Annotated in this window: 19 protein-coding genes; 15 read left to right on the top strand and 4 right to left on the bottom strand. The window is 71.4% G+C overall.

The annotated features are described in order from the left end of the window. The first annotated feature begins 7 nt into the window (after window positions 1-7). Genes DFJ67_RS07110 through DFJ67_RS07100 form a run of 3 tightly spaced genes read left to right on the top strand, consistent with a single transcriptional unit; the run spans window position 8 to window position 3862 of the window. On the top strand, window positions 8-1369 hold the full coding sequence (locus tag DFJ67_RS07110; RefSeq protein ID WP_116067151.1) for an FAD-binding oxidoreductase: 1362 nt from the start codon (window positions 8-10) through the stop codon (window positions 1367-1369). Next, window positions 1366-2235: an SDR family oxidoreductase gene (locus DFJ67_RS07105; protein WP_116067150.1), complete on the top strand. Its 870-nt coding sequence runs from the start codon at window positions 1366-1368 to the stop codon at window positions 2233-2235. Before DFJ67_RS07110 ends, DFJ67_RS07105 begins: the two co-directional genes overlap by 4 nt. 46 nt (window positions 2236-2281) lie before the next feature. Next, a complete protein-coding gene (locus DFJ67_RS07100; RefSeq protein ID WP_116067149.1) occupies window positions 2282-3862 on the top strand; it encodes a serine/threonine-protein kinase in 1581 nt (526 codons plus the stop codon). Here DFJ67_RS07100 and DFJ67_RS07095 read toward each other — a convergent pair. Continuing rightward, window positions 3859-4524 (bottom strand): potassium channel family protein, encoded by a 666-nt coding sequence (locus tag DFJ67_RS07095; RefSeq protein WP_116067148.1) that lies wholly within the window; start codon window positions 4522-4524, stop codon window positions 3859-3861. The genes DFJ67_RS07100 and DFJ67_RS07095 overlap by 4 nt on opposite strands. Next, a complete protein-coding gene (locus DFJ67_RS07090) occupies window positions 4517-5851 on the bottom strand; it encodes a TrkH family potassium uptake protein (RefSeq protein WP_116067147.1) in 1335 nt (444 codons plus the stop codon). Before DFJ67_RS07090 ends, DFJ67_RS07095 begins: the two co-directional genes overlap by 8 nt. Window positions 5852-5919: 68 nt before the next feature. Here DFJ67_RS07090 and DFJ67_RS07085 point away from each other — a divergent pair, with 68 nt between their 5' ends. The 9 genes from DFJ67_RS07085 (at window position 5920) to DFJ67_RS07045 (ending at window position 17844) form a co-directional block, all read left to right on the top strand. Further along, entirely contained in the window at window positions 5920-7035 is a 1116-nt protein-coding gene (locus DFJ67_RS07085; protein WP_116067146.1) for a glycerophosphodiester phosphodiesterase, read from the top strand. Window positions 7036-7117: 82 nt separating this feature from the next. After that, entirely contained in the window at window positions 7118-8311 is a 1194-nt protein-coding gene (locus tag DFJ67_RS07080) for a substrate-binding domain-containing protein (protein WP_116067145.1), read from the top strand. An 11-nt stretch (window positions 8312-8322) separates the two neighbouring features. After that, a complete protein-coding gene (locus tag DFJ67_RS07075; RefSeq protein ID WP_116075770.1) occupies window positions 8323-9075 on the top strand; it encodes an ABC transporter ATP-binding protein in 753 nt (250 codons plus the stop codon). Then, window positions 9072-9800: an ABC transporter ATP-binding protein gene (locus DFJ67_RS07070; RefSeq protein ID WP_116067144.1), complete on the top strand. Its 729-nt coding sequence runs from the start codon at window positions 9072-9074 to the stop codon at window positions 9798-9800. The genes DFJ67_RS07075 and DFJ67_RS07070 overlap by 4 nt, the downstream gene beginning before the upstream one ends. Further along, complete coding sequence (locus tag DFJ67_RS07065; protein WP_116067143.1) at window positions 9800-10690, top strand: branched-chain amino acid ABC transporter permease; 891 nt, start codon at window positions 9800-9802, stop codon at window positions 10688-10690. The genes DFJ67_RS07070 and DFJ67_RS07065 overlap by 1 nt, the downstream gene beginning before the upstream one ends. Further along, the gene (locus DFJ67_RS07060; protein ID WP_116067142.1) at window positions 10687-11790 is read left to right on the top strand and encodes a branched-chain amino acid ABC transporter permease; all 1104 of its coding nucleotides are present in this window, start codon (window positions 10687-10689) and stop codon (window positions 11788-11790) included. Before DFJ67_RS07065 ends, DFJ67_RS07060 begins: the two co-directional genes overlap by 4 nt. Window positions 11791-13268: 1478 nt before the next feature. Beyond that, window positions 13269-14105 (top strand): DUF5715 family protein, encoded by an 837-nt coding sequence (locus DFJ67_RS07055; protein ID WP_116067141.1) that lies wholly within the window; start codon window positions 13269-13271, stop codon window positions 14103-14105. Window positions 14106-14114: 9 nt separating this feature from the next. After that, window positions 14115-15707 (top strand): asparagine synthetase B family protein, encoded by a 1593-nt coding sequence (locus DFJ67_RS07050; protein WP_116067140.1) that lies wholly within the window; start codon window positions 14115-14117, stop codon window positions 15705-15707. 34 nt (window positions 15708-15741) lie between these two features. After that, window positions 15742-17844 carry a RecQ family ATP-dependent DNA helicase gene (locus tag DFJ67_RS07045; RefSeq protein WP_239097028.1) on the top strand — a complete coding sequence of 701 codons (2103 nt, stop codon included), beginning with the start codon at window positions 15742-15744 and terminating at the stop codon, window positions 17842-17844. Here DFJ67_RS07045 and DFJ67_RS07040 read toward each other — a convergent pair. Further along, window positions 17841-18782: a C40 family peptidase gene (locus DFJ67_RS07040; RefSeq protein ID WP_116067138.1), complete on the bottom strand. Its 942-nt coding sequence runs from the start codon at window positions 18780-18782 to the stop codon at window positions 17841-17843. The genes DFJ67_RS07045 and DFJ67_RS07040 overlap by 4 nt on opposite strands. Window positions 18783-18903: 121 nt before the next feature. Between DFJ67_RS07040 and DFJ67_RS07035 the strand changes: the two genes are divergently transcribed. From DFJ67_RS07035 to DFJ67_RS07025, 3 genes are read left to right on the top strand one after another with little or no spacing between them, the layout of a single operon-like run. Further along, a complete protein-coding gene (locus DFJ67_RS07035) occupies window positions 18904-19215 on the top strand; it encodes a metal-sensitive transcriptional regulator (protein ID WP_116067137.1) in 312 nt (103 codons plus the stop codon). A gap of 20 nt (window positions 19216-19235) precedes the next feature. Continuing rightward, window positions 19236-19454 (top strand): heavy-metal-associated domain-containing protein, encoded by a 219-nt coding sequence (locus DFJ67_RS07030; RefSeq protein ID WP_116067136.1) that lies wholly within the window; start codon window positions 19236-19238, stop codon window positions 19452-19454. Next, the gene (locus DFJ67_RS07025) at window positions 19447-20439 is read left to right on the top strand and encodes a DUF8832 domain-containing protein (RefSeq protein WP_116067135.1); all 993 of its coding nucleotides are present in this window, start codon (window positions 19447-19449) and stop codon (window positions 20437-20439) included. Before DFJ67_RS07030 ends, DFJ67_RS07025 begins: the two co-directional genes overlap by 8 nt. On the opposite strand, the gene DFJ67_RS07020 is transcribed toward DFJ67_RS07025, so the two are convergent. Continuing rightward, window positions 20436-20843 carry a helix-turn-helix domain-containing protein gene (locus DFJ67_RS07020; protein WP_116067134.1) on the bottom strand — a complete coding sequence of 136 codons (408 nt, stop codon included), beginning with the start codon at window positions 20841-20843 and terminating at the stop codon, window positions 20436-20438. The genes DFJ67_RS07025 and DFJ67_RS07020 overlap by 4 nt on opposite strands. Window positions 20844-20917 lie beyond the last annotated feature (74 nt).

Here is a 20917-nt window from a genome sequence, read left to right as displayed (position 1 = left end):
CGGCCACATGACAACGATCGAGATCCCGGCGCTGCGGACGTTCCGCCCGGGCGATCCCGGCTACGACGACCACCGGCTCGGCTGGAACCGCACCATCGACCTGCGGCCGGCGGTCGTGGCCGTCGCCGAACGGCCGTCCGACGTGCGGGCGGCCGTGCTGGCCGCCCGCACCCGCGACCTGCCCCTGGCCGTGCAGGCGACCGGCCACGGCACCGTGGCCGGCGCCGACGGCGCGCTGCTGCTCAAGACCTCGGCGATGGCCGACATCGAGATCGACCCGACCCGCGGTGTCGCCCGCGTCGGCCCCGGCGCGATCTGGACCGACGTCAACCGGGCCGCCGGGCGGTTTGGCCTAGCCGGGCTCGCCGGCCGGTGCGGGACGGTCGGGGTGACCGGCTACACGCTCGGCGGCGGCCAGTCCTGGCTGTCCCGGACGTTCGGCTTCGCCGCCGACAGCATGGTCAGCGCCGAGGTGGTCACCGCCGACGGCACCATGCTGACCGCCAGCGCGCGCGAGCATCCCGACCTGTTCTGGGCGCTGCGCGGGGGCGGCGGGAACTTCGGCGTCGTCACGTCGCTCGAGTTCGGGCTCTACCCGGCCGGCCGCGTCTACGCGGGCATGTCGTTCTACCCGCTGGAACGCGCTCGGGCCGTGCTCGACGCCTACCGGCAGTGGGCACCCGACGAGCCCTGGCAAATGAACACGGCCGTGCTGCTCCTGCGCCTGCCGCCGGCCCCGGTCGTGCCGGAGCATCTTCGCGGCCGGCGGGTGCTGGCCATCCGGGCGTTCCACCACGGCGACGACGGCCGGCCGGCGCTCGGGCCCCTGCTGGCCGCGGCGGGCCCGCCCCTGGTGGACGCGTTCGCGCCGCGCACCTTCGCCGACGCCGCCATCGCGACGAACGGCCCCGACGCGCCGCCGATGGCCAACCGGCAGGAGTTCGAGATGTTCCACGACCTGCCCGGCGACGCGCTCGACGCGATTGTCGAGGCCGGAGCGGACGACTCGCCACTGGCCTTTGTGGAGGTGCGGCACTGGGGCGGTGCGATGGCCCACCCGGCACCGGGCGCCGGCCCGGCCGGACACCGCGACGTGCCGTTCTCCGTGATGGCCGTCGGCCCGTACCCGAATGCGGATCGCTCGGTTGTCGACGCCCATCTCGACCGGCTGCGCGACCGGCTCGCGCCGCACGCGACGGGCGGAACGTTCCTCACCCTGCTGACCGATCCCACCCGCACCCGCAGCGCCTTCACCGACGCCAACTGGACCCGGCTCCGCGCGCTCAAGCGCGTCTGGGACCCGGACAACGTCTTCCACCTCAACCACAACATCCCGCCAGCGGACAGCAACGGAAAGGCATTGCGATGACCACCATTCTCGTCACCGGAGCGACCGGCAACGTCGGCGCGCACGTGGTTCGTGAGCTGCGTGCCCGCGCGGCGACCGTCCGGGCCCTGGTCCGCGACCCACGGGCGGCCGCGGCCAGACTGGGCGACGTCGACCTGGTCGTCGGCGACCTCGGAGACCCGGCCTCGCTGCGGCGGGCGTTGGCCGGCGTCGACCGGGTCTATCTGAGCGCCGCCGACGGGCCGCGCAAGGTGGCCCTCGAAACCGCGATGATCGACGCCGCCGCCGAAGCCGGCGTCGACCAAATCGTCAAGCTGTCGGCCATGCACGCCGATCCCGCGTCGCGGCTGCCCGCGTTCCGCTGGCACGGCGAAGTCGAGGCGCACCTGGAGCGCTCGGGCGTGCCCGCCGTGGTGCTGCGGCCGGCCTTCTTCATGACCAACCTGCTGATGGTGGCCGAAGGGGTGGCCCACGCGGGCACCCTCTACGCGCCGACCGCCGGACGCCCGGTCGCGATGGTCGACATCGCCGACGTCGCCGCCGTCGCGGCCGTGACGCTGACCACCGACGGGCACGCGAAGCGGACCTACGAGCTCACCGGGCCCGCCGCGGTGACGTTCTCCGAGGTGGCCGTCGCGCTCGCCGCGGCCACCGGCCGCTGGGTCGACTACATCGACCTGACCGAGGAGGCCGCCCGGCCCCGCTTCGAAGGCGCCGGCCTCCCCGACTGGCTCGCCGAGCACCTCGCCGGGGTCTTCGGCCTCATCCGCGACGGCGGGTTCGCACGGGTCACCGGCGACGTGGCGGCGATCACCGGTCACCCGGCGCGCGGCATCGGCGAGTTCGCCCGCGCCAACGCCGCGGCCTTCACACCGGCTGACCGATAGTGACCTTCTAGGTTCGATCCGCGGAGCAGCGGGCAACAGTTGGGTCATGGATGGGGTGGGTGGCCGCTATCGGCTGGTCGAGCGGCTCGGCGCGGGCGGGATGTCCGTGGTCTGGCGCGGCTACGACGAGGTGCTCGGCCGCCAGGTCGCGGTCAAGGTGCTCGCGTCGTCGCTCGCCGCCGACCCCGCCTTCCGCCAGCGGATCCGCACCGAGGCTCAGGCCGCCGCGCGGCTGAGCCACCCACACATCACCAACGTGTACGACTACGGCGAGTCCAGCGGTGTGCCCTATGTGGTGATGGAGTTGGTCGACGGCGTGCCGCTGGCCGCCGTCACGACGCCGATGCCGTGGCCCGACGCCGTCGCGATCTGCATCGAGATCGCCTCAGCGCTGGCCGCCGCTCACTCGCGCGGGGTCGTGCACCGCGACGTGACGCCCAGCAACGTGATGCTGACCGCGGTCGGCGCCAAGGTGCTCGACTTCGGCATCTCGGCCGTCATCGGCGAGCAGGAGGTCGGCCCGGACGGCTCGCTGCTCGGCACCCCGGCCTACATCGCGCCGGAGCGGCTCGACGGCGGTCAGGTCTCGGCGGCCGCCGACGTCTACGGCCTCGGTCTGCTGCTCTACCGCTGCCTTGCCGGCCGGCTGCCGTGGCCGGCCACGTCCCGCACGGAGTTGCTCCGGTCGCATCTGCACGCCGAGCCGGCCCCGCTGCCCGAGATCGAGGACCTGCCGCCCGCGGTGGCCGCGCTCTGCCTGAGCTGCCTGGCCAAGGCGCCCGACGAGCGGCCGACCAGCGCCGAGGTGGTCGAAGCGCTCGCCGCCGCGGGTGGTCACGTGCCGCGGCCGGTATCGCCGGCACCGGGTGCGGCCATGGTCACCGGCGGCACGACGATCCTGCCCCGCACGGAGGACCCCACCGCCGAGGCGGCCCGGGGGTTCGTGCCGGCCGCCGGCATCACGCCCGGAGCCCGGCCGTCGGTGCGCCAACTGCTGGCCGGCCGGCGCCGGCTGGTGCTGTCCGCCGCGGCGGCCGTGGTCGTGCTCGGCGCCGGCGGCATGCTGCTCGCCGCGACCCGCGAGGGCGCACCGAGCGCGGCCGCCGTCGAGACAGTCGCCGCACCCGCCACCCTCGGCCCCGAGCGGCCGGCATGCGAGGTCCGCTACGCGCTGCGGCGCGACTCGGGGCGGGCCTTCGACGCCGACGTGACGGTCGTCAACGCCGGCAAGACGCCGGTGACCGACTGGTCGCTGGCGTTCACCTTCCCGGGCGATCAGAAGCTGACCCGGGCCGCGTCGGCCAAGGTCGAGCAGAAGGGCAGCACGGTGGTGCTGCGCCCGACCGGCGGGTCGGCGGCCGTGCCGGCCGGTGGCTCGAAGGGGATGCGGCTGACCGGCAGCTACGCGCGGTCCAACGCCTTCCCGGTCGAGTTCCGGTTGGACGGTGCCTTCTGCACCCCGAAGCTGTCGACGGCGACCACCGCGACCACCGCGCCCACCAAGACCACGACGACGGTCCGGCAACAGGCCCAGCCACCACAACCGCCGGCCAAGCCGAAGAAGGACTCGAGCGGCAAGGGCCCCGGGCCCAAGAACGACAAACCGAAGAAGCCCGGCAAGGGTTAGGTCGTCGCCGCGAACTTCTGCACCTTGGCGGCGGGACCGGAGACGATCAGCGTGGCGTTCTCCGGGATGACGGTGTCGGGGTTCGCGAACGCGAACGGCTTGCCCGGCTCCTTCACCCCGACGACCGTGACGCCGTGTTTGGTGCGCAGGTGCAGGTCGGCCAGCGTCTGGCCGACCTTCGCGCTCGGCACGCGGGTCTTGGCGATCGCGAAGTCGTCGTCGAACTCGATGAAGTCGATCATGCGGCTGGTGATCAGGTGGGCGACCCGGTCGCCCATCGCCGACTCCGGGTAGATCACCTTCGTCGCGCCGACCGAGGACAGGATCTTGCCGTGCTTCGCCGAGATCGCCTTGGCCCAGATGTGCGGCACGCCGATCTCGACCAGCGCCAGCACGGTCAGCACGCTCTGCTCCATGTGGGTGCCGATGCCGACCACCGCGTGGGTGAAGTCGGCGACGCCCAGTTGGCGCAGGGCTTCCTCGTCGGTCGCGTCGGCCTCGGCCACATGGGTGAGCCGCTCCGACCACTCCTGCACCAGCTTGGGGTCACTGTCGATGCCGAGCACCTCGTGGCCGAGCTTCTGTAGGGTACCGGCGACCGCGCCGCCGAAGCGGCCGAGCCCGATCACCACGACGTTGTCGTCGTCTCCGATGTCAGCCAACGATGGGTCGCTCCTCCGCGTATCGGTAGAGCCGGCGCTGGGTGTTGAGGGCGATCGCCGACCCTACCGCGATTGTGCCCACCCGGCCGATGAACATCAGCACGACCAGGATGATCTGCCCGGAATTGGGCAGGGTCGGGGTGATCCCGGTGCTCAGCCCGACCGTGGCGAACGCCGAGGTCACCTCGAAGAGCGCCGCGTCGAAGGCGACGCCGTCGGTCGCCTCCAGCAGCCCGAACGTGCCGGCCGCGACCAGCCCCACGCCGAGCAGCGCGACGGTGATCGCCTGGCGCTGGGTGCTCTCCGCTATCCGCCGCTTGCCGATCACCACGTCGGGCTCGCCCCGCAGTTCGGCCAGGATCACGAAGGCGAGCAGGAAGAACGTGGTCAGCTTGATGCCGCCGGCGGTGCTGGCGCTGCCGCCGCCGATGAACATCAAGCCGGTCGACACCGCGAGCGTCTCGCTGTGGAAGGCACCCACGTCGACCGTGTTGAACCCGCCGGAGCGGGTCATCGCGTCCTGGAAGAAGGCGGCCAGCACCTTCTCGCCGACGCCGAGCGGGCCGAGCGTTCCGGGGTTGTTCCACTCCAGGCCGAGGATCGTGAGGAAGCCGAAGACCAGCAGCACGATGCCGCCGAAGACGGTCAGCCGGGTGTGCGTCGACCACTTCGACGGCTTGCCGATCTCGCGGAACAACTCGAACAGCACCGGGTAGCCGATGCCGCCGGCGATCACCCCGATGGTCAGCGGCACGCAGATCCACGCGTCGTCGACGAACCCGACCAGCGAGTTGCTGAACAGCGCGAAGCCGGCGTTGTTGAACGCCTGCACCGCGTGGAACACGCCGTACCAGGCGGCCTTGCCGAGCGGGAAGTCGTACCCCAGCCAGAACCGGCCGCCGACGATCACCGCGATGACGATCTCGAAGGCCGCCTGGGTCAGCGCGATCCGCCCCAACACCCAGCGCACGTCGCCGAGTTTCAGCGACGAGTCCTCGGCCTGGGCCATCAGCCGGCTGCGCAGCCCCAGCCGCTGTGAGACCAGCAGCGCGAGCAGCGTCGCCAGCGCCATGATGCCGAAACCGCCGATCTGGGTGAGCACGGTCAGCAGCACCTGGCCGAAGCCGGTCCAGTAGGTCGCCGTGTCGACCACCGACAGGCCGGTCACGCAGACCGCGGAGGTGGCCGTGAACAGGGCGGTGACGAACGGCGTGCCGCCCGGCTCGACGCGGGCCCCGGGCAGCATCATCAGCAGCGTCCCGACCACGACGGCGCCGAGAAACGCCAACGGCACAAGCCGGGCGGGGTGTTGCAGGGTGCGGCGCATCAGGCATTTCTTACCACGTTCACCGCCGTGTCAAGCCCCGGTCGCCCGAGATCGATTGACTGCGGCCCATGCGACGACGTACTGCTCTATCCCTCACCCTGGCCGGCGCCGGCATCGCGGCGACCGGCATCGCGCCCGCCGCCGCAGTGGCCAGCCAGCGCCAGGACCACGACGAGCCGCTGGTCATCGGCCACCGCGGCGCCAGCGGCTACCGGCCCGAACACACGCTCGAGTCCTACCGGCTGGCCATCCGGCTGGGCGCCGACTTCATCGAGCCCGACCTGGTGTCCACCAAGGACGGCAAGCTGGTGGCCCGGCACGAGAACGAGATCTCGGGCACCACCAACGTCGCCGACCACCCGGAGTTCGCGGCGCGCAAGACCACCAAGACCATCGACGGGATCGCCGTCACCGGCTGGTTCACCGAAGACTTCACCCTGGCCGAGCTCAAGACGCTGCGGGCAAAGGAGCGGCTGCCGCAGGTGCGGGTGGCCAACACCGCCTTCGACGGCCAGTTGCCGATCCCGACCCTCCAGGAGGTCATCGACCTGGCCCGGGCCGAGAGCAAGCGGCTCGGCCGGACGATCGGCATCTACCCGGAGACCAAGCACCCGACCTACTTCCAGTCGATCGGGCTCGCGCTGGAGGAGCCGCTGGTGCGCGTCCTGCGTGCCAACGACCTGACCCGGAAGAGCTCGCCGGTGATCGTCCAGTCGTTCGAGACGGCCAACCTGCGCAAGCTGGCCCGGATGACCGACGTGCGGCTGGCCCAGTTGATCGACGCCGCCGGCCGGCCCTACGACTTCGTCGTCGCCGGCGACCCGCGCACCTACCAGGACCTGGTCTCGCCGGCCAACCTGCGGTGGATCTCGGGCTACGCCGACGGCATCGGCGCCAACAAGAACCTGCTGGTGCCCCGGGACGCCACCGGCAAGCTGCTCGCGCCGACCGCGGTGATCCGCGACGCGCACCGCTACGGGCTGATCGTGCACGCCTGGACGTTCCGGGCGGAGAACCAGTTCCTCGCGGTCGACCATCGGATCGGCACCGACCCCAACGCGCGCGGCGACATCACGTCCGAGTACGAACTCTTCTTCTCGCTCGGCCTCGACGGCGTGTTCGCCGACCAGCCGGACACTGCCGTGGCCGCCCGCGCCGCGCTGCCCGCATCGACGCACCGCTAAGCGTCCCGCACATCTCATCGGCGTATATATAGGCGCACGCCACATGGTAGGGGTCACACTGTGACCCCTACCGTGTGTCGCCATGACGGTAAAGGCGATGCGGCGGGCGTTCGTCACCGCCGCGACAGTGATAGCGGTGGCGGTATCCGCCACGGGCTGCGGCAGCCCGCAGGAAACGGCAACCGGGGGTGGCGGCGCCAGCACGGCCCCGGTCAAGGTCGGCATCGTCCACTCCCAGACAGGGGCGCTGGCCTCCTACGGCAAGCAATACATCGACGGATTCAAGGCCGGGCTCGCGTACGCCACCAACGGCACCAACAAGGTGGGCGACCGGGCGATCGAGGTGACCGAGGTCGACGACGCCGGTGATCCGGCCAAGGCGGTCGCCGCGGTCAAGGACCTGATCGGCAAGGGCACGAAGATCATTGCCGGCTCGACAGCCTCCGGCGTCGCGCTGCAGGTCGCGCCCCTGGCCGCGCAGAACAAGGTGCTGTTCATCTCCGGCCCGGCCGCGACCGACGCGATCACCGGGGTCAACAAATACACGTTCCGCTCCGGACGGCAGTCCTACCAGGACGTGATGACGGCCAAGTCGTTCATCGGCGACGCGGCCGGCAAGAAGGTCGTGGTCTTCGGGCAGGACAGCGCGTTCGGCAAGAGCAACGAGGCCGCGGTCAAGGCGGTCATCGGGGGTGCCGGCGCGACCGTGACCAGCGTGCTCGCCCCGGCCAGCGCGACCGAGTTCACCCCGTTCGCCAGCCAGCTCAAGGCGGCGAAGCCGGACCTGCTGTTCGTGGCCTGGGCGGGCACCACCGCCCCGGCGATGTGGCAGACCCTCGACCAGCAGGGCATCCTGGCCAGCACCACGGTGGTCACCGGCCTCGACATCCGGGCCTCCTGGCCGACCTTCGGCGCGGCCGGGGCGAAGATCTCGTTCCTGTCGCACTACTTCGACGGCGCCAGCGACAACCCGGCCGCGCAGGCGGCCCGCAGCGCGGTCGGCGGCACGCTCGACCTGTTCAACCCCGATGGCTTCACGGCGGCACAGATGATCGTCCGTGCGGTCCAGGAGGGTGGCGACGACGTCGACAAGATGGTCAGCGCGCTCGAGGGCTACAGCTTCGACGGCGTCAAGGGCAAGCTGACTATCCGGGCCGAGGACCACGCCCTGCTCCAGCCGATGTATCAGGCCACCCTCACCGGCACCACGGCCAAGCTCGAGAAGGCGCTCACCCCCGAGGAGGTCGCCCCACCGGCGGCCGCGATGAAGGGCTGAGCGAGTTGGCCGTGCTCCGCACACAGGGGCTGACCTGGCGGGTGGGCGAGGTAGCGATCGTCGACGGTGTCGACATCGCCCTCGCCCCCGGCGAGTTCCTCGGCGTCATCGGGCCCAACGGCGCCGGCAAGACCTCGCTGTTCAACCTGGTCAGCGGGCTGCGTAAGCCGACCGCGGGCACGGTCTGGCTGGGCGATGACGACGTCACCGCCCTACCGCCCCACCGCCGCGCGCGGCGCGGTCTCGGGCGGACCTTCCAGTCGTCGTCGGTCTTCGGTTCGCTTCCGGTACGCGAGAACGTCCGGCTGGCCGTCCAGGCCCACCGTGGCGGCTCGATGGCCCTGTGGCGGCGGGCCGCGTCGTTCAAGGACGTTGCTTCGGCGGCCGACGGGGTGCTGGAGACCGTCGGCCTTGGCCACCGGGGCGACGTGTTGGCCGGCACCTTGGCGCACGGCGAGAAGCGCAAGCTGGAGATCGCCCTGCTGCTCGCCGGCGAGCCGACCGTGCTGCTGCTCGACGAGCCGATGGCCGGTGTCAGCGCCGAAGACGTGCCCGAGTTGGTCGCGGTCATCCGCGGCCTGACCCGGGGTGCCGACGCCACTGGCCGGTCGGTCCTCATGGTGGAGCACCACATGGACGTGATCCTGGAGCTGGCCGACCGCATCGCCGTGATGCACCACGGCGCGCTGCTCGCCTGCGACACCCCCGAGGCCGTGATGGCACACCGGGGCGTGCAGGAGGCCTACCTGGGTGAGGGGCTATGACCGAGCCGATCCTGCGCGTCGATGACCTCAGCGTCCGCATCGCCGGGCTGCACATCCTCCAGGGTGTCTCGTTCACCGTCGCGCCTTCGGGGGTGACCGCGCTGGTCGGCCGCAACGGCGTCGGCAAGACCACGACGTTGCGGGCGCTGGTCGGCCTGACACCACGCGGTGGTGAGGTCACCGGTTCGGCCCGGATCGGCGCCGTCGACGCGCTGCACACCCCGACGCACCGGCTGGTCCGCGGCGGGCTCGGCTACGTGCCCGAGGACCGCTGCGTGTTCGCCGGGCTCACCGTCGCGGAGAACCTGCGGCTGGCCGAACGCAAGGGCGCGGCACCGGCGTACGACCGCGTCTATGCGCTTTTTCCCGAGCTGTCGAAACGCGCCAAGCAGCGGGCCGGCACGCTCTCCGGCGGGCAGCAGCAGATGCTGGCGATCGGTCGGGTGCTGCTCGCGGACAACCGCCTCCTGCTGGTCGACGAGCCGACGAAGGGTCTGGCCCCGAAGGTGGTGACGGAGGTGGCGGAGGCGCTCGAAGCGGTCGCCGAGCACGTGCCGGTGTTGTTGGTGGAGCAGAACCTCGCCGTTGTACGCCGGTTGGCGCGGGACGCGGTCGTCCTGGCCGCCGGTCGCGTCGCCTGGACCGGCGCGGCCGACCGGTTGCTCGGCGAGCCGGACCTGACCCGTGCGCTGCTCGGCGTCGGCTCGGCGGGGGTGCCGGCCTGATGTCGACGTTCATCCTGTTGACGCTGACCGGGCTCGGCCTGGCCGCGCTCTACTTCCTGGTCGCCTCCGGGCTGTCGCTGGTCTTCGGCCTGGCCGACGTGCTCAACTTCGCGCACGGGCTGTTCCTGTCGGTCGGCGCGTACGCGACCTGGTGGGCCGCCGACCACCTGCCGGGTGCCGGCCCGACGGGCTTCGGCTTCGTGCTGGCCGCCGCGTTCGGCGTGGTCTGCGGCGCGGTCGTCGCGGCGCTGGTCGAACTCGTGCTGATCCGGCCGCTCTACAGCCGGACGATCGAGCAGGTGCTGGTCACGGTCGGCCTGTCGCTGGCCGGGGTGGCGCTGCTCCAGGCAACCTGGGGCGCCGACCCGCGGCCGTTCCCGCGCCCTGAGTGGACCCGCCGGGTGACCGCGATCGGCGACGCGCACATCCCGAACGCGTCGCTGCTGCTGGTGTTGGCGGCGGCCGCCGTACTCGCGTTGCTCCTGCTCTTCCTCCGGTTCACCCGGGTCGGCCTGGTGATCCGGGCGGGCGTGGAGAACCGCGAGATGGTGACCGCGCTGGGCATCGACGTGCGCAAGGCGTTCACGCTGGTTTTCGCGATCGGCGGCGCGGCGGCGGCGCTGGCCGGTGCGCTGGGCGGGGTCTACTTCGGATCCGTCTCACCGGCGCAGGGCGGCTCTCTGCTGATCTTCGCGTTCATCGTCGTCGTGATCGGCGGGATGGGCTCGGTGGTCGGCTCCGCGTACGCCGCGGTCGCGGTCGGTCTTCTCCAGCAGTTCGTCAACTACTACGGCACCGCCGGGCTCGGCGACATCTGCGTGGTCGCGCTGCTGGCGATCGTGCTGCTGGTCCGGCCGCAAGGCATCGCCGGAAGGGCGGTCACGGCATGACCCAGGCTGTCCCGGTGAGCGCCGAGGCGCCGCCCGCGGCGACGCCGCCGGAACTCGCGCCTGCTCGGCGGTTGCGTTGGCTTCTGGGCCTCGGACCGCTGCTCGCGCTGGTGGTGGCCGCCGTGCTGCCCTACTTCAGGCTGCCCCTGCCCGGCATCCTCGACGGCGTCTTCAACTCGCCCGGCAACCTCCAGTTGCTGGCCACCTGCCTGGTCTTCGGTGGCCTGGCCGCGAGCTACGACCTGCTCTTCGGCCGCACGGGCCTACTCTCGTTCGGGCACGCGCTCTATTTCGCGGCCGGCATCTACGGCACCGACGTGCTGGTCACCCGCGCCGGCTTGCCGCTGTGGCAGGCGGCGGTGTTCGCCCTGGTCGGCAGCACGACTCTGGCCGCTCTGCTCGGCGCGATCGCGCTGCGCACGGCCGGCATCGCGTTCGCGATGGTGACGCTGGCGTTCGCCCAGGTCGGCGCGATCCTGGTGGCCCGCGACTTCGGCGGCCTGACCGGCGGCGAGGAAGGCCTCCCAATCGGCGGCGCGGGCCTGCCCGACTTCTTGGTCGGCGTGGCCAACACGGTCAACCTCTACTGGCTGGCCCTGGCGTACGTCGCGGTGGTCGTCTTCGTGGTGGCCCGGGTGGCGGGTTCGCCGACGGGCCGGGTGCTCGCGGGCCTGCGCGACGACGAGCGCCGGGTGGGCGTACTGGGGCTGGACCCCTACCGCTACAAGCTGGTGGCGTTCACCCTCGCGGGTGGGCTGGCCGCTTTGGGCGGCATCGTCTACGTGCTGGTCGTCGGCGGCGCGTCGCCACACGTGACCAGCTCGGAGCTGACCCTGTCGCTGCTGGTGATGGTCGTGCTCGGCGGCCCCGGCACGCGCTGGGGCCCAGTCATCGGCGGCATCTTGTACATGTATCTGGACAACCGCCTGACCAACCTGGCCACCGACCTACCGGGCCCACTCTCCCAACCACTGTTCGTACTGGGCGCCATCTTCATCCTTGCGGTGTATTTCTTCCCGGGCGGCCTGGCCAGCCTGGCCACCCGCGTCGGCCCAATCCGCGCGGCCTTCACCCGACGGCAACCCCGAACGCGCAGCTGAGGCGGCGCCCGGTCAGGGGTGACCAGCAGGTCTGTGGTCTCCCGCACGCCTCAACAGGTCACCTCGGTGCGTGGCATGGGTCGCGTGGGCGGGTGGGCCGCGTGGGCGTGGGCGCCGTGGGCAGAGCATCCACAGTAGACGCCTAGCCAGCGGCAAAGAGCACCGTCGGGACGGCGCCGACCACGGCCGGCGTGCGATGCGTGCTGCCAGACGACATGCGACCGGCCATTCACGAGAGAGGAAAGGGTCGACAGCGTAGTCAAGGTCAACCGCCCAAGAAGGCCTGCGGCCGACTTGGCAGCGAGTCGGCGGGTCGGCGAGTTGGCGCCGAGGTGTGAGCGTGCCGAGTCTGGCCGCCCGAGTCGGTGATCGTTTGCGGCTGGCCGGCACCGGCAGGTCAGGTTTGCGTGATCGTCTGCAGCCCATCGACACCTGGTGCGGCGCGTCGTGCCGATCTGACACACATGATCATGCCGCAAGGCCAGAATCGTGCAGATCCGCCGCAAACGATCAAGACATTTCGTTGTCTAATCCGCGCCCGGCGCTGCCGCGCCTGCTGATCCAGCAGATCTAGGTAAATAGATGTAGCTATAGCTACATCTATTTACCCAGATCTCGCGCGGATTGGGTCGCTACGGCGTGTCGACGTAGCCACGCCGGCGAGCCCGCGACGCCGGGGCAGGGCGGAGCCGCTTGGGCCGGGCGGCCGCTTGGGTCTGGCGCTTGCGGTTGCTGGTGACGTTTGTGCCGGGCGACCGCTTGGGTGGGTAGTGCCGCTTCGGGCTAGCGGAGCCGCTTGCTGGACGACTGCTTGGGGTGGGTAATGCCGCTCCCGCTCGCGGAGCCGCTTGCCGGGCCGCCGCTTGGGGTGGGTAATGCCGCTCCCGCTGGCGGAGCCGCTTGCCGGGCGACTGCTTGGGGTGGGTAATGCCGCCTCGGGCTGGCGGAGCCCGCTTGGGCCGAGCGGCCCTTTGTGCGGGCCGCTTCGGTCGGGCGGCGGCCCCCCGCCGGCCGAAAGGGGCGTAGCCCCGGAACCCAACCGCGGACCTGGCAAGCGGAGCGGAGGCGGAGCGGTCCCCGGCGGGAGCGACGGTCGTGCCCCAGGCGGACCCGGGAGCCGATTCGAATTTGATCTTAAATCGGCCCGTCTCGCCGATGTTGGCGCCGGTCCTGGCGAGCGGAGCGGTCTCCGGCGGGAGCGACGGTCGTGCCCCACGCGGGCCCGGGATCCGATCTGGATTTTGATCTTAAATGTCTTAAAAAGGGTGAAAACGGCTCACAACCGGCATTCGTCCTCACGGGGGCGAAAGATGTCATTAGGCTCGGTTCCGGAATACCCGCCTGTTACGGGGGAAGGACGGGGGGCCCAGATGACAACTCGAATACCCGGAAACGCGGTTAGGAACGAGCAGCGAAAACGGTTGCCTACGCCGCGACCGGCGGCTACCGGGCCCGACCTCGTCGCCTATCGGGACGCGGTGGAGAACCTGCTCATCGAACTCGCCGGGCACAGCGACCCGGGCGACACGGTGAAAGCCGAGACCATCCTGATCGAAAGGCTCGTGGAGCCTAACTTCACCGCCGTGCTCTCGGTGACGCCCCGCGGGCTCACCGGAACGGTGGAATGGCTGCTCAAAGAGGTCCGCAACTACAAGCCCAGCACCCGCAGCTCCGCGATCGACCTGGCGGCCCAGGTGCGGATCTTCCTGCTCGCGCAGGTCGAGGCGATGTGGTGGGGGCAGACCACGCCGTTCGCCACCACGACCGACGTGCTCACGTCGCCGGATCTGGTCGACATCGAGAAGCTGCGGCGGGCCGGCCTGCTGCCGTTCCGCTACCGGCGGCAGCCCAAGACGTTCGCCACCCGGGCGGTGCGGGCGGTGGCCCGGCGGGTCGCGCCGGATCGCTGGCCGCGGACGGCGGGGCTGCGGTTCACCTACAGCCGGCCGGAGACGATCGCGCTGCTCGGGCAGGTCGCGGCCGACTTCCAGAAGCAGGCGCCTTATGGGACGCCGGCGCTCTGGGTGACCAGCATGACCCGCAGCGTGCGGCACCAGCAGCACCTGCGTGATCTCGGGTACGCCGCGATGTCGCCCAGCGCGCACTGTGTCGGCTGGGCGGTCGACGTGGAGATGGCCTGGTTCGAGCGGTTCTCCGCGCGTGCCGCGTTGGAGAAGGTGCTGCTCGACCGGCAGGCCGCCGGCGATGTCAACGTGATCGACGAGGGGCAGGCCTGGCACGTCTGCGTCAGCCCGGTCGCGGTCGCCGAACTGCGGCGCGAGTTCGCCACCCACTACGAAACCGGGAGAAGGTGACCCGAGACTTTGTGCGGTATCGCGCTCATCGTCGGCAACGATGCCGACCCCGCGCTCTTCCGGCGGATGCTCGAATCCCTGACGCCGCGCGGCGACATTCAGGAAGAGCTGCCGGATGATCTGCGAACGATCGGTGGGGGGCCGGCGACGGGGTTGCTCGCCGGCACCCAGCGGCTGCGGATCGTCGACCGCGACCGGGCGGTGCAGCCCTGGGTCTCGCCCGACGAGGCCTGGGTGCTCTGTTACAACGGCGAGGTCTTCAACTATCGCGAGCTGCGGGCCGAGCTGATCGCCGCCGGGCGGGAGTTGCGCAGCGAGAGCGACACCGAGGTCGTGCTCGAAGCGTTCCTCGAGTGGGGCGAGGCGGCGGTCGGCAAGCTGCGCGGCGAGTTCGCGTTCGCGATCGTCGAGCGGGCCACGGGGCGGGTCTTCATCGCCCGTGACCCGCTCGGCGTGAAGCCGCTCTACTGGTCGCGGCGCGGCGGGCGGATCCACATCGCGTCGGAAGTGAAGGCGTTGGTGCCGGTCGGTGCGCGGATCACCGAGGTGCCGCCCGGCCACCACGGCTGGGCGACGCCGGTCACCGGGCCGCGCCTGACGCCTTACGTCGACCTGCTTCGGCTCGGCGAAGACCAGGTGCCGATCGAGGACCCGGACGAGGCGGCGAAGCTGGTCCGCGCCGCGTTGCAGGACAGCATCCGGGTACGCGTCGACACCGACCTCACCGTCGGCGTGGTGCTCTCCGGTGGGCTGGACAGCTCGCTGACGCTGCTCCAGGTGCGCGAGATGCACCCGGACTGCGTCGCCTTCACCGTCGGCGCGCCGGGCAGCCCGGACCTCGACTACGCCAAGCGGCTCTGCCGCGACCTCGGTGTGCATCACGAGGTGGTCGAGCTCCGGCCGCGCGACGTGCGGATGGGTGAGATCCGGGAAGCGATCCGGATGGGCGAGCTTTCCGAGTACGGCGACATCATCAACGCCGTCGTCTCGGTGCCGCTGTTCCGCCGGGTGCACGAGACCGGCGTCAAGGTGGTGCTCACCGGCGACGGCTCCGACGAGCTGTTCGGCGGCTACCCGATGTATCACGAGGTCGGCCCGGCAGCGGCCCGCCGCCTCTTCTTACACAAGATCCGCAACCTCTGTCGTACGGAGTTGCAGCGCGTCGACCGCACCAGCATGGGACAGGGTGTCGAGGCCCGGGTGCCGTTCCTCGACCTGGCCCTCGTGGAACTCGCAATGCGGATGCCGTTGTCGCTGAAGATGCGCAGCGGCAAGGAGAAGTGGATCGTGCGGGAGGCGTTCGCCGACATCCTGCCCGACTACATCCGGCAACGGCCGAAGAACCCGATGTCCTACTCGTCGGGCCTGCACGAGCGGGCGCGGCTCTACAAGGCCCGTTACGCCCGGGTGCACCATTCCTTCGGGTACGGCCTGCTCGAACCGATCCGGCGAGACTTCGACCACGTCCTGATGAAATGCAACAACGATCTGGATGCCGCGATCCGCGAGTCGGCCGTGCGGCAGGACTACACGTTGATGGAGCATGCCCGCGACTTCGCGGGGGCGCTGCGCTGGTTCACCGGCGCGCGAGCGCCGTATTGATCTGAGCGGCCGCTCCCTCACCCCTGGTAGAACTGTGCGGGTGAGGGAGCGGGCTGAAGAGATCCTGCGCCGGCTCGCGGGCCACCACGCGAGGCTGCGCGAAGACCAATGGCGGGCGATTTCGGCCCTGGTCGAGGAGAAACGCCGGGTGCTGTGCGTCCAGCGCACCGGTTGGGGAAAGTCCGCCGTCTATTTTGTCGCGACCGCGCTGCTGCGCGCGCAGGGCTCGACCGGGCCCACCGTGATCGTCTCGCCGCTGCTCGCCCTCATGCGCAACCAGGTCGAGGCGGCCGAGCGGGCCGGCATCAAGGCCCGCACGATCAACTCGGCCAACCTCGACGACTGGGACGCGATCCACGCCGACATCGCCGCCGGCGACGTAGACGTGCTGCTGATCAGCCCGGAGCGGCTCAACAACCCCGACTTCCGCGACAACGTGCTGCCCAAGCTGGCGTCCACCACCGGGCTGCTGGTCGTCGACGAGGCGCACTGCGTCTCCGACTGGGGCCACGACTTCCGGCCCGACTACCGCCGGCTGCGCACCTTCCTCGCCGAGTTGCCGCCCGGCACCCCGGTGCTGGCGACCACCGCGACCGCCAACCAGCGGGTCACCGACGACGTGGCCGAGCAGTTGGGCGACGCGCTGGTGCTGCGCGGCACGCTGGAGCGCGACTCGCTGCGGCTCGGCGTGCTGTCGCTGGAGTCGCCCGCGGCCCGGCTCGCCTGGCTGGGCGAGCACCTCGACACGCTGCCCGGCTCCGGGATCGTCTACACGCTGACCGTCGCGGCCGCGACCGAGACCGCCGAGTTCCTCCGCCAGCGCGGCTATTCGGTGGCCAGCTATTCGGGCCAGGCCGACGACGCCGCGCGCCAGCAGGCCGAGCAGGACCTGCTCGACAACAAGCTCAAGGCGCTGGTCGCCACGTCGGCGCTGGGCATGGGCTTCGACAAGCCCGACCTCGGCTTCGTCGTGCACCTCGGCGCGCCACCCTCGCCGATCGCCTACTACCAGCAGGTCGGTCGGGCCGGCCGGGCCGTGAAGAACGCCGAGGTGCTGCTGCTGCCGGGGCGGGAAGACGCGGCGATCTGGCGCTACTTCGCCTCGCTGGCGTTCCCGCCCGAGCAGCAGGTGCGCGAGGTGCTGCACGCGCTCGACGCCGCCGGGCGTCCACTGTCGACGCAGGCTTTGGAGCCGATGGTCGACCTGCGCCGCACCCGCCTCGAGATGATGCTCAAGGTGCTCGACGTCGACGGCGCGGTCCGCCGGGTGCGCGGCGGCTGGGTGGCCACCGGCGAGCCGTGGGTCTACGACACCGCGCGGTTGCGTCGGGTCGCCGCGGCGCGGGAAAAAGAGCAGGACAGCATGCGGGAGTACGTCGCGACGACCGGCTGCCGGATGGAGTTCCTGCGCCGCAGCCTCGACGACCCCGGTGCCGAGCCGTGCGGGCGCTGTGACGGCTGCGCCGGCGCGTTCGTCACCGCCGAGGTGTCGGCGCCGGCGCTGGCCGCGGCCAACGCGTTCCTCGGCCGGGCCGGGGTCGACATCGCACCGAAGAAGCTCTGGCCGACGGGGCTCGACGAGGTGCGCGGCAAGATCTCGGCCGACGACCAGGCAGCGCCGGGCCGAGCCGTCGGGCGCCTCTCCGACCTCGGCTGGGGCGGCCGGCTGCGCGAGTTGGTCGGCACCGACGCACCCGACGGGCCGGTGCCCGACGACATCACCGGCGCCGTGGTCGAGGTGCTCAAGGACTGGTCGCGCGGTTCCGACCCGTGGGCGCAGCGCCCGGTCGCAGTGGTCGGCATCGCGTCCCGGCGCCGGCCCGCGCTGGTCGGCTCGCTGGCCGCCCGGATCGCCGAGATCGGCCGGCTGCGGATGCTCGGGCTGGTCGAGCCGGGGCCGCAGGCGCCGCCTTCCGGTGGTGGCGCCCGCGGCAACAGCGCGCAACGGGTCCGCGCCCTGCACGACGCGTTCGAGATCGGGCCGGAGCTGGCCGCGGCACTGTCCGCCGTGGACGGTCCGGTGCTGCTGGTCGACGACCTGGTCGACTCCGGCTGGACGATGACGCTGGTCAGTCGCGCGCTGCGTGCCGCCGGTGCGCCGGCCGTGCTCCCGTTCGCCCTGGCGGTCGCGGGCTAGCGGCTTTTGCCGGGTCGCCCGTACCCGTGGACGGGTTGGTAGTCGACCTGGTCGAAGCGGATCCGCTCGCCCTGCTGCGGTGCGTGGATGATCCGGCCACCGCCGACATACATCCCGACGTGCTGGATGTTGCCGTAATAGAAGACCAGGTCGCCGGGGCGCAGTTGGCCGCGGCCGATGTGGCTCACGGCGCCGTATTGTGCGCGCGCGTTGTGCGGGAGGCTGATCCCGGCGGCGGCCCAGGCGGCCGCGGTGAGCCCGGAGCAGTCATAGCCCTCGGGGCCGGACGAGCCCCAGATATAGGGCTTGCCGAGCTGCGCGTAGACGAACCGCACCGCGGTGCTCGATGCACCCGGCGGCAGCGGCGGCGGGTTGGCCAGGATCGGGCCCGGGTCGGTGATGCCGAGGTCGAAGCGCATCTCGTCGAGCCGGGCGATCTCGCTCTCGATCTGCCGCTTCTTGGCCAGCAGCTTGTTGCCCTGGACCTGCTCCTTGGCGGCGAGCGTGTTGAGCGTCTCCTGCGCGGCGGTGACGTCGCGGTTGGCCGCGGCGAGCGACTCGATCGCCCGGGTGCGTTGGGTGCCCAGCGCCTCCAGCAGGGCCAGCCGGCCGCCCAACTCCTGCGGCGAGCCGGCCTCCAGCAGCCCGATCACGTTCGCCGCCCGGCCGGCCCGGTAGGCGGCCGCGGCCATCGTGCCCACCTCGGTGCTGCGGGCCTGCGCGGTCTGCTCCAGAGGCGCGACCCGGGCGCGCACGCGCTCCGCCTCGGCCCGCCCGCGCTTGACCTCCAGACGCAGGTCGTTGTATTGCTCGACAACCCCTTCGAGTTGCTGGCTGGCGGTCTTCAGGCGCTTCTTGAGCTGCTCGGCGGTCGGGTCGGCGGCGGCGGGCGCGGCCAGCGGACCGAGCAGGGCCAGCAGGGCGGCGGCCGTGGTCAATGCGCGGCGTCCGCCTCGTGTGATGATCGGCACCTTCGGTTAACGAGTCGGCCCGGGCAGAAGCCACGATGCGGGCATATCGGGCTAGCCACGGATACGCCCGGGGGGTATATTCGGGCGCATGACCACGAACGACGAGACCTCCGCGTCCGGTCCCTACTGGTATGCCGCCGACAAGGGTGCCCTGCTGGGTCGCCTGAAGCGGATCGAGGGCCAGGTCCGCGGCGTTCATCGGATGGTCGAAGAGGACACCTACTGCATCGACGTTCTCACCCAGATCTCGGCGGCGACCAAGGCCCTCCAGGCCGTGGCCGTCGGCCTGCTCGAAGGGCACATCGCCCACTGCGTGATGGAGGCGGCCGAGAACGGCACCGACCCGTCCGCCAAAGTCAAAGAGGCGTCCGACGCGATCGCCCGGCTCGTCCGTTCCTGACCCCGCCCGGAGGCACCCAGATGTCCAGCACCGCCACCTACACCGTGTCCGGCATGACCTGCTCGCACTGCGTCGGCGCCGTGACCGGTGAGCTGACCGCCCTGCCGGGCGTCACCGACGTGCGGATCGACCTGGCGACCGGCTCCGTCGCGGTCACCAGCGACGCACCGCTGGCCATGACCGACGTGCGGGCCGCGGTCGACGAGGCCGGCTACGAGCTGGCCACCGTCGATGCCTGAGACGGCGTCGACCAAGACCCGCGGCGCCGCGGCGCCGCCGCCTGCCGACGGTCCGGACCGGTCCGGGCTGCGGGTCGGCCTGTTCGTCGCGGGGCTGGTCTTCGCCCTGGTCGGCGGGTTCGGCCTGGGCAAGCTGACCAGCGACGGCTCCTCGACCCCGGCCGACGGTGCGCAGGCGGCGGGCGGGATGACGATGGATCCGGCCAACCACACGCACGCACCCGGCACCGCGCCCCACGACCACAGCGCCACCGGCGGGATGACCGCGACGGCCGGCGCCGAGCTCGGCGGGCTGAGCCTGAGCGCGAGCGGCTACACGCTGGTGCCGGCCGGCACCGACTTCGCCGCGGGCAAGGCGGCACCCTTCCGGTTCACCGTGCAGGGCCCCGACCGGCAGCCGGTCAAGCAGTTCGCGGTCGTCCACGAGAAGCAGATGCACCTGGTGGTGGCCCGCCGTGACCTCTCCGGCTATCAGCACCTGCACCCGACGATGGCGTCCGACGGCACGTGGAGCATCCCGCTGACGTTGGGCGCCCCGGGCCTGTGGCGGGCGTTCGCCGACTTCACCGTGGTCGACGCGACCGGTGCGCAGATCGCCGCGACGCTCGGCACCGACCTGGTGGTGGCCGGCGACTACGCGCCGGTGGCGCTGCCGGCGGCGGCGCGCGAGGCGACCGCGGGCGAGTTCACCGTCACCTTCGAGGGCACCCCGACCGTCGGCGCGACCCAGCCGCTCCAGTTCCGGGTGTTCCGCAATGGCACCCCGGTCGCCGAGTTGGAGCCCTACCTCGGCTCCTACGGGCACCTGGTCGTGCTCCGCCAGGGCGACCTCGGCTATCTGCACGTGCACCCCGACGAGCAGCGGGTGCCGGGCACGGTCAAGTTCTGGATGGCCGCGCCGAGCCCCGGTGCCTATCGGGCGTTCTTCGACTTCCAGGTGGCCGGCAAGGTGCACACTGCCCAGTTCACCGTGCGGGTGTCTTAGGCGGTCTTGCGGATGGGCCTCGTGGCCAGGCGGCGCAACGCTTCGCGGATGTGCCGCTTCTCCGCCGTGGAAACCGTCGGATCGGTCAGCCGGTCGAGAATGACCTGGAGGTCCTTGTCGACCCGGCTGGGCCGGGCGGTCATGCCCGGGCTGCGGCCCGGCATGTTGAGCGCCCGGAACGCCGCCGACACCGGCACGTCGAGTGCGGAGCAGAAGTTTTGCACCTTGGCGAGCTCGGGATAGTCGTGCCAGTCGCCGGCCAACCAGCGGAATAGCGTCGATCGACCGACACCTGTCTCGGAAGCCAGGTCGTTGACCGTCCAACCGCGGGCGTTCTTGGCATCGTCGACGGCCCGCCGGACGAAGCGTGCGAACGCTGCCTGCGGCGAGTCATCTGTGGCCATCGGCCTGTCGCCCTCCCCGCGGTCGAGAATCGTCACCGGAAAGGGTAACCCGCACGGCTCAGATTGCAACGGGC

Source organism: Asanoa ferruginea (assembly GCF_003387075.1).
In the GTDB taxonomy this organism is placed as follows: Bacteria; Actinomycetota; Actinomycetes; order Mycobacteriales; family Micromonosporaceae; genus Asanoa; species Asanoa ferruginea.
The sequence above is the reverse complement of the archived record's forward strand: the minus strand, read 5'-3'. Positions and strand labels throughout refer to the sequence as shown.

Coding starts and splice junctions, on each gene's coding strand:
- DFJ67_RS07070 (WP_116067144.1), top strand. CDS start 9,072: ATGACCGAGCCGATCCTGCGCGTCGATGACCTCAGCGTCCGCATCGCC.
- DFJ67_RS07035 (WP_116067137.1), top strand. CDS start 18,904: ATGACCACGAACGACGAGACCTCCGCGTCCGGTCCCTACTGGTATGCC.
- DFJ67_RS07060 (WP_116067142.1), top strand. CDS start 10,687: ATGACCCAGGCTGTCCCGGTGAGCGCCGAGGCGCCGCCCGCGGCGACG.
- DFJ67_RS07085 (WP_116067146.1), top strand. CDS start 5,920: ATGCGACGACGTACTGCTCTATCCCTCACCCTGGCCGGCGCCGGCATC.
- DFJ67_RS07110 (WP_116067151.1), top strand. CDS start 8: ATGACAACGATCGAGATCCCGGCGCTGCGGACGTTCCGCCCGGGCGAT.
- DFJ67_RS07030 (WP_116067136.1), top strand. CDS start 19,236: ATGTCCAGCACCGCCACCTACACCGTGTCCGGCATGACCTGCTCGCAC.
- DFJ67_RS07090 (WP_116067147.1), bottom strand. CDS start 5,851: ATGCGCCGCACCCTGCAACACCCCGCCCGGCTTGTGCCGTTGGCGTTT.
- DFJ67_RS07025 (WP_116067135.1), top strand. CDS start 19,447: ATGCCTGAGACGGCGTCGACCAAGACCCGCGGCGCCGCGGCGCCGCCG.
- DFJ67_RS07080 (WP_116067145.1), top strand. CDS start 7,118: ATGACGGTAAAGGCGATGCGGCGGGCGTTCGTCACCGCCGCGACAGTG.
- DFJ67_RS07020 (WP_116067134.1), bottom strand. CDS start 20,843: ATGGCCACAGATGACTCGCCGCAGGCAGCGTTCGCACGCTTCGTCCGG.
- DFJ67_RS07065 (WP_116067143.1), top strand. CDS start 9,800: ATGTCGACGTTCATCCTGTTGACGCTGACCGGGCTCGGCCTGGCCGCG.
- DFJ67_RS07100 (WP_116067149.1), top strand. CDS start 2,282: ATGGATGGGGTGGGTGGCCGCTATCGGCTGGTCGAGCGGCTCGGCGCG.
- DFJ67_RS07105 (WP_116067150.1), top strand. CDS start 1,366: ATGACCACCATTCTCGTCACCGGAGCGACCGGCAACGTCGGCGCGCAC.